9 protein-coding genes and 1 pseudogene are annotated in these 14,034 nt (G+C 32.4%); 4 read left to right on the forward strand and 6 right to left on the reverse strand.

The window, feature by feature from the left end; translation table 11 throughout:
* Window positions 1-605: 605 nt before the first annotated feature.
* Both J5Y03_RS15775 and J5Y03_RS15780 read left to right on the forward strand, forming a co-directional pair.
* Window positions 606-1,139, forward strand: coding sequence for a hypothetical protein (locus J5Y03_RS15775; protein WP_209406965.1), 534 nt, complete (start codon window positions 606-608; stop codon window positions 1,137-1,139).
* Window positions 1,138-1,650 (forward strand): annotated as a pseudogene (locus J5Y03_RS15780) (IS3 family transposase); the annotation flags it as partial. The gene J5Y03_RS15775 and the pseudogene J5Y03_RS15780, both read left to right, overlap by 2 nt.
* 46 nt (window positions 1,651-1,696) lie before the next feature.
* On the opposite strand, the gene J5Y03_RS20030 reads toward J5Y03_RS15780, so the two are convergent.
* From J5Y03_RS20030 to J5Y03_RS15805, 6 genes are all read right to left on the reverse strand, one after another.
* On the reverse strand, window positions 1,697-1,822 hold the full coding sequence (locus J5Y03_RS20030; RefSeq protein WP_280850430.1) for a hypothetical protein: 126 nt from the start codon (window positions 1,820-1,822) through the stop codon (window positions 1,697-1,699).
* Between the two features lie 1,339 nt (window positions 1,823-3,161).
* Entirely contained in the window at window positions 3,162-3,674 is a 513-nt protein-coding gene (locus tag J5Y03_RS15785) for an NPCBM/NEW2 domain-containing protein (protein WP_209406966.1), read from the reverse strand.
* A 1,007-nt stretch (window positions 3,675-4,681) separates the two neighbouring features.
* Window positions 4,682-6,904 carry a transglutaminase TgpA family protein gene (locus J5Y03_RS15790; protein WP_209406967.1) on the reverse strand — a complete coding sequence of 741 codons (2,223 nt, stop codon included), beginning with the start codon at window positions 6,902-6,904 and terminating at the stop codon, window positions 4,682-4,684.
* Window positions 6,901-7,932 (reverse strand): DUF58 domain-containing protein, encoded by a 1,032-nt coding sequence (locus J5Y03_RS15795; protein WP_322099594.1) that lies wholly within the window; start codon window positions 7,930-7,932, stop codon window positions 6,901-6,903. The genes J5Y03_RS15790 and J5Y03_RS15795 overlap by 4 nt, the downstream gene beginning before the upstream one ends.
* Window positions 7,933-8,117: 185 nt before the next feature.
* The gene (locus tag J5Y03_RS15800) at window positions 8,118-9,077 is read right to left on the reverse strand and encodes an AAA family ATPase (RefSeq protein WP_322099595.1); all 960 of its coding nucleotides are present in this window, start codon (window positions 9,075-9,077) and stop codon (window positions 8,118-8,120) included.
* Between the two features lie 562 nt (window positions 9,078-9,639).
* Window positions 9,640-9,819, reverse strand: a complete 180-nt coding sequence (locus J5Y03_RS15805) for a hypothetical protein (protein WP_209406969.1) — start codon at window positions 9,817-9,819, stop codon at window positions 9,640-9,642.
* A 317-nt stretch (window positions 9,820-10,136) separates the two neighbouring features.
* Here J5Y03_RS15805 and J5Y03_RS15810 point away from each other — a divergent pair, with 317 nt between their 5' ends.
* On the forward strand, window positions 10,137-12,119 hold the full coding sequence (locus tag J5Y03_RS15810) for a serine hydrolase domain-containing protein (protein WP_209406970.1): 1,983 nt from the start codon (window positions 10,137-10,139) through the stop codon (window positions 12,117-12,119).
* 654 nt (window positions 12,120-12,773) lie between these two features.
* The gene (locus J5Y03_RS15815; protein WP_209406971.1) at window positions 12,774-13,298 is read left to right on the forward strand and encodes a GNAT family N-acetyltransferase; all 525 of its coding nucleotides are present in this window, start codon (window positions 12,774-12,776) and stop codon (window positions 13,296-13,298) included.
* Window positions 13,299-14,034 lie beyond the last annotated feature (736 nt).

A 14,034-nucleotide genomic window follows, 5' to 3' on the forward strand; every position in this document is an offset into this window, starting at 1 on the left:
CGACTTCCTTCAGATTCTGCGTCACCACAGACACCCTTGTCTTAAGCTAACCACTACTACTGCCTTCATGGCTCGGGACTTGCACCCTATAGATTATGCACATGCTGGGCGCACATAAAAAATGACCGACGAATCGTCGATCATTTTATTCAATTAACTCATGCGTTAGCCATCCATAAATCCAATGATTCGCAACAGTGAATGGAAGTATTTATCGTTCTTCCATAGTAGTTGTACAAGAACTTAAATAAAATAAATAATTATATCGATTTTTATCTAAATATTGTCATAAAAAAAGTAGGAGTATGTAGGAAAAATATATCCAGGTGTGACTGGGAAATATAAAGAAATTATTTTATAAAAATTATAAGAAAAATGTCCTCAACCAATTGAAATTATTTATAGAAAAAGATTTATAAATAATCTTTAGTGCTTTTTTAAAAAATCGATAAAAAATAACTATCTTCCTATTTAGCCTCGCCCCAAAATGGTTGAATATTTGTAAAATTAATAATTGGTTCATGTTATACTTAAATTAGGTTTGGAAAAGGTTTCCTGAAAGTTAATGAATACCTGCAAAAAAAAATAACTATAAGGAGGAAAAAATGGAGAGTAATTTTGACGAAAGTGTAGTAGAGCTTCAAAAGGGATTGGACCCACTTCTTTCAGCAGCAAATACTAATTACAAAACGGTAAAAACTAAAAACGGATTTGAACGTATGTGGATACCCTTATTCTTGTTTTATCCATTTAAGCAGTTGTTATCACTGATAACAATCGGACAATATGGCATGAAAGTATCCAAATTACAAGTTGGAGCGGGTATAACAGGACTTGTTGCTACAATTACCAAATTTATTCCTATTTCAGAGTCGTGGTTTAAATGGGGATATGATTTTTATCATCATCATACAATTTGGCAATTCCTTTTATATGGATTGATGATTTGGTACGTTGTAACAGTTATTTATACCTTTTTTCAAATGACTAATTGGAAAAATGAAGATTTGTTTCATATTGATGCATATAGAGTGTTTAGAGCAAACGAATATGCAATCGTTCAACCGTTTTTAGGTAGAACATTCTCTATTATACCATGTTCTTCAAATTTTTTTCTCCACAATTCAATTGAACTTTGAAAGAAATTTTATTGCTTCCAAACCGAATGAAAAGTGGGTAACTGATATTACAGAATTCAAAATGTACGGGGAAAAGCTATATCTATCTCCGATATTAGACCTTTATAATGGAGAAATTATAGCTTATAGCATTAATAAGCGTCCTGTTTTTCATTTAGTTTTCAATATGTTAAAACAGGGATTGAGCTACTTAAATAATGGAGAGAAGCCAATTCTTCATTCGGATCAAGGGTGGCACTACCAAATGAGACAGTATCGCGAGATACTAAAACAAAATAACTTTAAACAAAGTATGTCTCGTAAAGAGAATTGTTTAGATAACGCAGTCATCGAAAACTTCTTTGGCTTATTAAAGTCTGAATTACTATATAATGAGGAATTTAGTAGTATGGACCAGTTTATAGAGAAATTACATGAATATATTCACTATTACAATCATGAGCGTATTAAGATAAAACTAAAAGGATTGTCCCCTGTTCAATACAGAGTCCAATCCTCTTTAGTTGCATAAATCTTTTTGTCTAACTTTTTGGGTTCACTTCAAAATGGCTCCTATTTTAATATTCTTTGATTTTTTTTAAAAACTCATTTGTTTTCTGTTTGGATAATTTCAACTTCTTCTCCCGCTCTTCCCTATTTTTCTCGATTATTTTCTTAATCGTTGGAAGTTCCTTCTTGTTCATTATCCTTACCTCCTCATAAAAAGCTATTCACGAATTCGAATCTTATTCCTATGAATGATACGTAACATTTGTGATTTCTAAATAGATTGGTTCGTTTGTTAAATTCAGTTATTCACAGCTTTTAACGATTCCAAACCCGTTATCATGAGGGAAAATGTATATTTACATAAAATCAAATAAAAAAAGAAACTTGGTATTACACTAACTTTTACTATTAACAAAAAATGGACTACATTAAAGTAGCCCATCTTTGTTCAACTAGTCGAGTAGAATGGAGTCTTTTTACCTTGCGGTAAATTGCACCCCACCCCCTCTCAGAACCGTGCTTGCACTATTAATGCACACGGCTCCTCCAGTAATCATTTATAGAATGTAGCAATTTCATATATTGCTAATTCTACTATCCTTAATAGTTTTGTTTCCATTTATTCTACCTCTGTGTGTAGTAAATGTGTCCCTATTAAGAGTGATAAACTGGTAGCAGCCTTTCCTCCATCGGCATTACCCAACTTCATAGGTACTACGCTGCTATCCGACTCCCTACATCGGCATTTGGTCTCCTTGCTTGTTATCACTTGTACACCATACTCTTCTATTAAATAAGAAAAGACCGGTAGGGCCTCCCAAGTTGCCGTATCATATCAATGTGTAACGTGCCAAGGTCTCTGACTCCGGAGAGGCTTTAGCCTTCTTGCCTTAACGAAGAGTAAAATGTTGCTTTCTGCTATGCGTAAAGCATCAGCCCTCTCGCTTTACTAACATTTCGGAGCTCAATTCCCCTCAACCAATTGGCTTTCGGCCCATTACCTAACTGTCTACGCTTAAAGACTAAAGTTACCTTTAGCCCTCCAAGACTCGCTACGAGCGAATGGCTAATTCTTACTCGACGGGAATCCCACCCGCTATATGATACGACCTAGGCTCGGCCGCACACATATGCGTTAGTTCAATAAGGTCCCATCTATAGTGAGGCTGTTAGAATTTGCGGTTATCAATGTCTTTTCTGACTCGAAAAGGTAGTCCCATTTTTTAGTTTTTACACATTTTGCTCTATCATATAGGAAGCACCTCTTCTGTTTGGTAGTGTATTCTCGAAAAATCCACTATACCAAAGAATGAGGTGTTTTTTGTATATATTAAGCATAATGTCATGGATTCTATTGAAATATACAATATCTAAATAGAATCAAGATTTATCCTAATTATCAAGGTGCGAAGTTTGAGTTACTAATTTATGTCCTATTTTTATTTCTGATTTAACGCAATCCTTGATTTAATAATAAAAAAGTCAGACCAGTTTTTTATTATTTGGTCTGTCCTTTGTCTATATAAATTTACCTTATTTAACTATAGGATCGCAGATAATAACTTCGTTAAAGTTAGAATCATTTATCTCACCATATTCTCCATTGAAAACGAAGCTTAATTTGTTTATACCGTCAACATCAAGAGTTAGAGGATATGGTAAATCTCCGGGTTTCATGTCAATATTGAATAATAACCCACCGTCACCGTAAATTTTTAAATTAGTAGGGATGTTATATTCATGGTATTTGCTAGAATATCCAATTGAACCTTTAAATTCGGTATACTTTTTCTTCAAATTAAAAGCAGTTTCTTGCTTGCCACTATGAATTTTAAGTGCATATCCTTTTGAATAAAATGTACCACCAGCATAGTAGAAATCCCTGTAGTTATCATAATTAACGCTCCGATATTCCGTACCATATGAAGTGAAATAAGGTTCACCAACAACATCTTTTAAATAACTACCATATGGATTATATCCCATATATAATATATTTTTCGTTTTATTGAAAACTGTAGGATATCCTAAAGTTTCAGTTACCATTTTTACTGGTGAATATTTTATACCTTTGATTTCAACAATAGATGGGACTGAAACGTTATTTTCAAAGTATCTAGTGTTTAATACACTTGATTTATGTTGTACTTTCGTAGTTGGAACTGTGTAAGTACTTGATTTTAATTTCTTGTTTTCAGCTTTTAGCTTACTAATTTCTATTTTGTTTGAATTAATTACTTTTGTAAGTCTAGTAATTTCTTGTTGTAGTTTTTTTACATCAGTTGTTGCACCGCTTGGTGATACAAAATAAGTAGTTGAAATAATTAATGATAATATCAGTAATATTCCCCAATTCTTTCTTTTTGATTCGAATCTTTTAACAAAGAAGTTATTGAGATTATTTTAAAATTATAAAAAATTATTACAACACAAAAAAGGTAAATATCCATCATTTAATGAAAGAAAAGAAAGTTGAGATTGAGACATATTATTTGTAAATACATTTTGTTTAACAATGAACTAATTGATCAATTATTTAGATACAGTTGAGATTGTTTGAATAGGTAACACTTGTAAAGTTTTATCGTTCATATTTTATATGAACATAATTATCAAGGATGCACTTTATAATTATCAATTCTGTACTAATAATTATCCTATTGTCTTTATAATTCAAATTTTCTACGAACTGAATATATATTATGTAAACTAGAAAAAACCAGGCGAAATAATAACTAAAGGTACTCACTTCCTTAACGTTGAACCCAACTTGTATACATATAAGAACCAAATGTGGTACATAATGTTTTAAAGTTTTATTTCGCTCCTAAATTCCTCTTTTTTTTGAACCAAACATATTACATAACCTACAGTTTTTATCATTAAAATTTGGGAATTTATCATTATCAATGGTATTTTCAATAAGTTGAATACATTTTCCAAATACTACTAGTAACTCTCTTTAAAAATATAAAAAACCGCTGTAAAAAGTTAATTAACTGCGGTTTTTATTAATTCAACATATTAAATTATCTCATTTTAATTCTTAAATTTTAGATAGTCCTCTTCATTAAATTCTTCCATAATTTTAGGCATCTCTCCCAATTATCTTCTTGGCTAACTTGTTGATACAAGTATTGCTCATAATATATAGTTAATTCGGTCATTTCGCTTGAAGTAAAAAGAGAATCAATATATTTTGCATAATTTCTAAGTGTTTCGTTTTCGTTACGCTTTAATCCATAACGAGCTAATTGACGTAATAAAGTAAGGTAAGCTAATTCTAGTCTATTGTCTTTTTTATTAAAACGGTAAATTAACATGAAATAGTAAGGGAGCCATTTTCTACGATTTAGATAAATGATACCTATAATAGCAAGGATCAGCCCTATAGAAAGAAAAATCTCTTTCCAACCATTCATAATTGATTGTTTAATCTCTGACCAGAGACTAGAAGAGTTATTTGTTTTTTTAGGGTTCTTTGATTCTTCACCTGTTACTTCTAGTTCATGCATCGGTTTATTTTTAAGTACAGTTGTAGGTAAATCTTGCTGTTGGGTAGTAGAGGAATTTTCGTTATTGTTAGTGAAATTTTGTTCATTCGAATTCGAAAAGCCTTTAGTAGGTTCAAATGCCACCCATCCTTGATTTGGTAAAAATACCTCAACCCATGAGTGAGCATTGTTAACATTCACTTCGTAAATTTGTTTTGATGAGTCTTCTTTACTGTTGTTAACAAAATTACCGCCAGAGAATCCTTTAACCCAACGTGTTGGTATCCCTATCGTTCTAAGCATTACTGCCATCGATGTTGAAAAATTATTACAATAACCAGCTTTCGTGTCAAATAAAAATTGGTCAACATAATCAACATTCTTACCTGGAAAAGCAACATTCTTTTTAGTATATCTGTATTCATCCCTATCAAAGTAAGTCTCTATTGCTTTCGCTTTGTCATACCAATTTGTTTTTCCTGTTGTTATTTGCTGCGCCAACTCACCTATTCTCTTAGGTAAATTTGCTGGTAATTGAGTATAATTTTGGTAAAAGACAGCATTAATCAAATTTGAATCAAGTTTTACTGTTTTGATTAAATCTTTTGCTTTATATCTAGGTATTTCATATTCTACTTCAAAACTGGCTGGAATTTCTGGAATGCTATTATTGAAATAGCTTATTCTGTCAATGGTTGTATCAAGTTTGAAAACATTTCGACCGGGTTTATAAGGTAGAATTTTTACTACTTTTTTAATTCCTTCAGGATACATAATATAGTTATACTGATAGTTATCATTAATTGTGATCCTTGCTGTTTCGATTTTGGTCTCAATCGCATCTGGATAAGTATTTAACATTACAAAATCTTCTTTTTTCATAGGACGCTGCGTCGATGCAGAATCAACCCAACCTCGACCTGTATAGGTGTCTTTAGTCTCCATTTTCCAATAGATACTTTGATTTGATTCATATTTAAAAATCGGGTCATCATTATCTTTTATAGGTCCACCTAGTCTTGAATCATCGGTGTCGTACCCCACCGTTTTTGTTCCTCCACCGGAACCAACATTGTCATCCTGGTTTAATACTTGGAAAGACCATTTTGAGGAAATCCAAATTGGTGAAGGCTTAGGGGCCAAAGAACCAATTAGGACAAAAAGAGTAATCATACTAACGAGTGGAACCATCCATTTTTTTACATATTCTGAATAATAATTAACTCTTCCTTTATTCATTAGATTTTCAAAAGTTAATAAACCCATGGTTGTAAAACCAAGTATTACTGTTCGAACAATGACAGGTTTGCCAACGTAGTCGGAAAGCGAATATAAAAGAGAAATGTATAAAACTGTCAAAAGGAATAAGAAAAATATCCAATTGCGGTTTAAAAAGAAATTGATGAAATAGACGATTATAGAAAGTGAAAGTAAGAATAATAATGTCTTGAATTCGTAAGTCAATTCATTAAAATGGCCAGTTGTAAGCCAAATAATGTTCTCAAATACATGATTAATGAAAGTTAATATCCATCTATAATCAAAGAAACCTAAATCGTAATGGAATCGATTAACTAAGATTAAAACTAAGAATATGTTTATAATCCATTGAAAGATTCTTTTTACTTTAAAAAAAGATAGTGTAAAAACTATTAACATGTATAGCATGAAGACTTTCATATGATCAGTATTGGGAAAATGATCAATGGGCCATATCCATTCCAATAACAATAAACAGCCATATGAATACAACAAAAATAAGGTGAAATTACTTTTTATCATCGTATATCTCCCCCTGTAAAGGCTGCATTAAAATTCCCTTCACGTACAATGATTGTTCTCACCCCGTGTGCATTGGCGATTGAAATGAGTGATTTTTCACTTTCTGATACGACCATAGACTCTTCCTTAATCACAAATATTGTAAATGAGCCTTTTCTATTTTTAATAAAACTAGCTTTTTCGACCAAATTTTTCGATAACTGGGTAGTTATTAAGATATAAGATACACTTTGTTGAATGAAACGAAGTTCTTTTTCTAAAACCATCTCAATTGATGAAGTATTATTTGCTTCTATTTTCGCAAGGTGGTAATAAAGTTTTTGAAAATGTCCTTCTCCCCCTCTAATTGGAAAAGAATCTAGTTTTTTGTTATTTGTTAAAAACCCAACCTGAATCCCCTTTTTCAGTACAGTATGCAGAAAAGATGCTGTAAACGACACAATTGATTCGAAAAGTTCATTTTGAGCACAATCCATTATGACAAACAGATCATTAGATTGTAATTCTTCAAACTCTTTTGTCATCATCTCATTTCGTTTCGCGGAAGCTTTCCAATTAATCCAAGAAAACCGGTCTCCAGACTGATATTCTCTTATACCAACAGCCATTGATATATCCCGCTGAAAGTGATGACGTGATACTGTTGAGCCTTGATTATTTTGATGCTCAAGTGAACGATAATAAAGCTCCGAATACTGAGGATATACTACGAATCTATTAATAATGGGGAATTTAATTTTCGATTCGAAAATACCAAGAGGATCACCAACCTTTATTGTTAAGGAATTAAAAATGTACTCCCCTCGTGGTAATTTGTAAATCAAATAATCAAAGGAACATTCCTTTTTAAAGCCAGTTAAAATCAGTTCCTTTGTAACTTTTTGTTGATCAGTAGTTTGTAAACTATTTGAGTAATTTTCTTCTATTAAAAAATAAAATACTGGAAAAAAATTTGACTTTCTCAAGGTTAAAATAACTTTTATCGGATCACCGACTTTGAAACTGTTTTTAGGAATTTCTCTAGTCACTATCAGGTTTTCCAATGGATAAAATGACAATGCAACACAGTATAAGATAAAAGGTAGAAAACTATAGAATAAAAACCAACTTACAAATCCCCCTTGAAACAAAGCATTCAAAAACAGTATTGGTAATAGAAAATATAACAATAGGTACTTTCTGGCTTTTTTGAGGACACGTAATTGTATTTTCATTATAATTTCACATTCCTTTTAACAGGTACAGAAATCTTTTTAACAATATTTTTAATAATTTTTTCAGTAGTTATTCCTTCAAATTTTGATTCTGAATTTAAAATAATTCGGTGGGATAATACAAATGGAGCTAGATATTGTATATCATCCGGTAAAACGTAATCACGTCCGTACATGAATGCATATGCTTGTCCCGCTTTCATAAGTGCGATTGAACCTCTTGGGCTTGCACCCAAATAAATATTTCGGTCCTCTCTCGTACTATTAACAATACTCACAATATAATGCTTAATTGATTCATCGATAAAAACATTCTTCATTTCCTTTTGAAGGGTTAGTAAACCATCAATGTCAATGACAGGTTTTAGCTTATCAATTGGTGGGAGATTTTGGAACCTATTTAATATTTCTAATTCTTCAACCATGGTCGGATATCCCATTGTAATCTTTAACAAAAATCGATCTAGCTGTGCTTCAGGAAGTGGATATGTACCTTCATATTCAATAGGATTTTGAGTCGCCATAACAAAAAAGGGCTTGGGTAGTTCATAAGTTATCCCATCAATTGTTATATTTGCTTCCTCCAAACCTTCTAATAGTGCAGACTGTGTTTTTGGGGATGTTCGGTTAATTTCATCAGCAAGGATAATATTCCCCATTAAAGGTCCTGGATGGAACTGAAACTCCATCTCTTTTGGATTATAAATTGAAACCCCTGTTACATCTGAAGGCAACAAGTCTGGGGTAAATTGAATTCTACGGAAATTTGCATTAACAGATTTGGCAAGTGATTTTACCATCATTGTTTTCCCAACACCCGGCACATCTTCCAATAAAACATGCCCCCCTACTAAAAGGGCAACCAGACTTAGTTCGACTACATTTCTTTTTCCAATCATTACATTTTCGATATTTGTAATGATATTTTCAATATCAGGATGCATTTTTTCGTTGACCACGTTTTTAATCCTCCTTAAAGTGTAGTAGTTTGTTAAAATAATAGCTTTTCATTTCATCGTTCGATTCTAACTAGGGATAATGTACAAGGAGTATTTAAAAATAAATAGATACTTTATATACTTCTTCGTTGACAGACTTATTCAATAAAACAATAGTAATAAATACAAATCGTTTGAATTGTAGGTCGTTAGAAGTAAAATAATCACTAAACTTCAGTTTTACCATACAAGGTTATATAAAATTACAATTTTCATACTCCAAATAATGATCATGCTGACTATGGGAATCGTTATCTAAAGTATAGTATAATTTTAATAAAATTTCGATAATTCAAAAAATATTTCAGGGTTTTTTTTCTTCAATAAAACAAATTTCCGTAAAGGACAAATCAATTGGTTGTATATGTTCAATATCTACTCCTATTTTTCTTTCTTCAACAACACCTAGAATAATCAATTCCCCTGAATGAGATATATTAAAATCTCCTTGCCATACCAGAAAACCCTCTATATTAGGACGTCCCCATCTGTCCCTATTAATGAATTCTGTTATTAGGTATCTTTAGTGCCTTTTCAATGTATCGTTTAATTTTAAAACAATTGCCAATAAACTCCTTTGGCGATCTTCCCATTTATGTAGACGCAAGATACATTCCTTATCAATCGAATCTAATTGTTGAATTTCCCAATCGAATACTTCATTTTGGATTGGGATCCCTTTTTTAACAGCAAATAATTCCAATAAGATTCCCCCATTATGATTATTTCCTGCATCCCCGGAATGCATATGATTCAGGATATGCTTAATCCCTACTATTACTCGGATGAAATGTTGGTGACTCTTTCTAACAACCCCTTTGATTGAGATAATTCTTGAATAATCGCATTCATATTTGTTCCGTCTTGAAGCATAGAATATTGAATATTGCGGCAGGATGGTGGTTTACAAGGAGACGCACTCATTAAATTAAAAATAAAAGTAAAATTGTTCATTGCCAGAGGCTAGTCATTTACGATAAGAAGAAGTTTTTTATTTCATAAAGAAAGGATTGTAATTAAATGCAAAGAAGAGTATTACAATTGATATTAGTATTTATTACTGCATTTCAATTTCTACTTTCAGGTTGCCAAACTACAGAAAGGTCTGTAGAAGTACCAACAAGAACTTTATCTACTAAAGAGGTTAGTAAATTTGTAGAACAATTTTTTCAGCAGGATAAAATCAAAAAGATGAATGTACCCGGAGGGGCTGTAGTTGTAGTCAAAGGGGATAAAATCTTATATAAAAAAGGATTTGGTTATGCAGATCTAAATAAAAAAATAGCCGTTAACCCAGATGAAACGGTGTTCCTAATGGCCTCTACTACAAAGCCGTTTACTGCCACTGCGATCATGCAGTTAGTTGAACAAGGAAAAATTGACCTAAATAAAAATATTCAAACCTACTTAAAGGATATTAAAATTGATAATCCATATAGAGAACCAATTACTGTGAAAGATTTACTAGATCATACAGCTGGATTTGCTTCAATTGAAACACAAAAGGTTGATTTTGAAGAAGATTTAACAAAGATCCATCCAATGCGACCTTTTTTGCAGTCAAATATGCCTCCAGTAGTTCGAAAGCCTGGGCAAGTGTTCGTGTATGATAATTTTGGTTATACTTTGTTGGGTTACATGGTCGAAAAAGTATCAGGTATGCCATTTGAACAATATATGGAAAAACATGTATTTCAACCCTTAGAGATGAAAAATAGCAGTCTCTATTTATCTCCTGAAATTCAGAAAAAACGCTCACTTGAATATGACCCAAACGGCCATGTTATCCCTCCCTATACTTGGACACCTACGATTGATGGAGCGGCAGCGCTCAATGCAACACCTGATGATATCGTCCATTTTATGATTGCCCAACTGAATGGTGGTGTTTTCAAAAATAAACATATTCTTCAACCAAAAACTATTCGCAAGATGCAACAATATCAATCCAAAATTCATCCAGCATATCCAGATACAACACTAGGCTTTGAAAATTCGCTTCTCACTCAAGACCACCATAATCAGCTCGTCATTTCTAAAGGAGGCGATGGTGAAGGTTTCAGCAACTTACTAACACTGCTACCTGAACAAAGAGTGGGCTTCTTCATTGTAGGAAACATGCCTTCTGACATACGCCAAGAGTTTTATAAACAATTCATGAATCATTTTTATCCTAGCAAGGAACACACAACATATTTGAAAACCCCTCAGGAAGAATTGCAGCGTTTTGCAGGAACTTTTATAGATTTGCGCAAGGATTTTTTAATCACTCATATTACGCCACATGGTGATGGGGAGCTAACAGTTGAAAATAATATCTCTTTCATTAACGGCAATAATATTTATAGGCAGATTGATCCATTACTATTTATCAACGATGAAGGGCAGATGCTAGCTTTTAAAGAAAATCCAGATGGTTCGATTGCGTATATGAAAAATCTTTTGTCTTATGCTCAAAAAAGTAAACTTCCATATTTCTCTGATGTCCAAAAGGATGATGCCTATGCACAACAAATCCGTAATGTTCAAGTGTCAAAACTATTGCCTTCAACTTGGAAAGATCGGTTTGAACCGAGTAAACCTATAACCTGGGGAGAATTTATAACCATGACGATGCTAGTACTAGAAGTCTCCCCTACGATTGAACCAGAACAAAGAAAAAATGGATCAATCACAGAAGAGGTACAAAAAGCAAAGGACATCGGGATTATAGACGCCCCTATCAAAATTGATTCGCCAATCCAACGACAAGAAGCTGCAACTATTTTTATGAAAGCAGCCAAAAAACTTAGAATGCCAGAGATAGATACGTTAAATGCTCAGATAGCAGGAGAAGTAAATGACTCCTTTAAACAGGGAGTTAAGGCAATAGTAGCACTAGAATTATTTGGGCCTGAAGTTACTAAAACCAAAATTGGTGTCGATTACCATGCCAAACAAAATATGCTTAGAAAAGAAGCCGCTGCATTAATTTCTGAAGCTATTTTTAAGTTAGCACCCTGATCATAAAGATTGATCTGCAGAACATCAAAAGGGTTACTAGAAATAGTCACCAACACCTTATCCGAGTCTAAGGCTATACGCGCATTGGTCCCCAAATCCCACCTTCAACGTCGTATATGACGGCAAAGGCAGCACGGGCGGAACCTTACCTGCGGACCCCGGTTCGTATGAGCGAAACGCATCTTAAACTATTAATTCCAACCTTACTTTGCTTTTCTTGGATATATTTAACTTTCTGTATATAAAGTTCTTCATTTTTGTTTGTCTTTTCTTCCCTTAATGATTCACTAATTCTCAATATCCCTCTAATCTCCTTGATTAGTTCGGGATATTGTGGTACATCAGTGTAGATATAAAATAAAACGTTATTTTCTCTGTCTTCAACTTCTTAACAAAAAGGTGAATATTTTTGTACAAGGTAATCCATATATTCTCTACCATTTTTACGACCTGGTTCAACAAAAATATCACTAAGAACTCTCATTATTTAAATCTTCCCCTAACATTTTGTTCAATTAAAAATAAATTCAAATAGATACATGTTCTTTGCTAGATATCTATATAATATATTGGTTTGTATTAAAAGGATTTTACATAAAAATAGAGAACAAATAGATTAGGAATCTAGAATAACTACATTAGGAGGATTGGAATTTGTCTTCAAACTATGAAAAAATTGCTTATGTTTGGAATGAACCGAAAGAGAAGGTTATCGTACCTGATCGCTGTCAATATAAAAAAGTGACGCCAGAATTAGAAAGCACGTTTAAAGAAATGATTAGTCAAGTAGTGGTAAATTCGCTAGATCGAGAGGATAAAGAACACTTAACACATGAAAGTCACCGCGAACTTGTAGATAAAGTTTTTCATGTAGACGATGAATATTTTCAATACGAAAAAGAATGGTGGGAACTGGCATACTATCAAGGTGAACTAGTAGGAATGATCCAGCCTGTTGCATTTAAGGGATGCGAGAATAATGGATTGCTAGAGGGAACAATTCATTATATCGGAGTCAAACCTGAATATCGCGGTAAAGGATTGATTAACGATTTGCTTTTAAGGGCAACGAGAGTCTTACAGGATATTGGTGTTTGGAGAATATTTGCCGATACAGATGTTGAAAATATACCGATGAGAAATGCATTTGTGAAGGTAGGGTATGAAAAGAATAAATAAGATTGTGTTTTTGTTATAAGGATAAACGGAAACAACCCTTCCATTAGAAAGTGCTTTTTAAACTTTATAATGATGGAAAATAGTTGTATTCTATCCATTTGAACAGTTCGATATTTCATCAACAATAGAAGCATATCAATTAATATCAATTGGTTTAATAATCCTTTCATTACCAACGTCTATTATATGCTTCCTCGAAAGGCTTGTTAAAAAGTTTTAAGAATATATTAAAATAAAGCTCGAATATAGTTTTCGGTATATTCGAGCTTTAATTCTACATTCTAACTCACTTTACAACCATAAGAGTATTAATACTTGATAGTTAACATCATAATATCTTGCTTTAATCAGATCTGTAATATTATACTTGGCCTGTCATTATAAATCCTAAAAGTATGAAATCTGTAAATTAATATCTAATTGTGCTTTTACCTTCGTAATTGATACCAAATTTTCTATAATTTATTTAGCTCGTTAACTAATACTCCAAAAACAAGAAAGTTACACCTTTTGGCTAAATGATATGCTGAGGTTCGTTAATGTATATAGTCTACCCGTAAAAATATATAGTTCATTATAGTTATTTTCTATGTATTCGCTAATAGTGTTTAGCCCTTCTATAAATCTATCTACTAATAAATATGTGTACTTTTCATCCCACGCATACCGATTAATTCTGAGAAGTTCATCTGCTATTATTTGAAACTTATATTCCTTAAGAAGTTTTATTTGATAC

It is taken from the genome of Gottfriedia endophytica (genome assembly GCF_017814275.1).
GTDB classification, from domain to species: domain Bacteria; phylum Bacillota; class Bacilli; order Bacillales; family Bacillaceae_G; genus Gottfriedia; species Gottfriedia endophytica.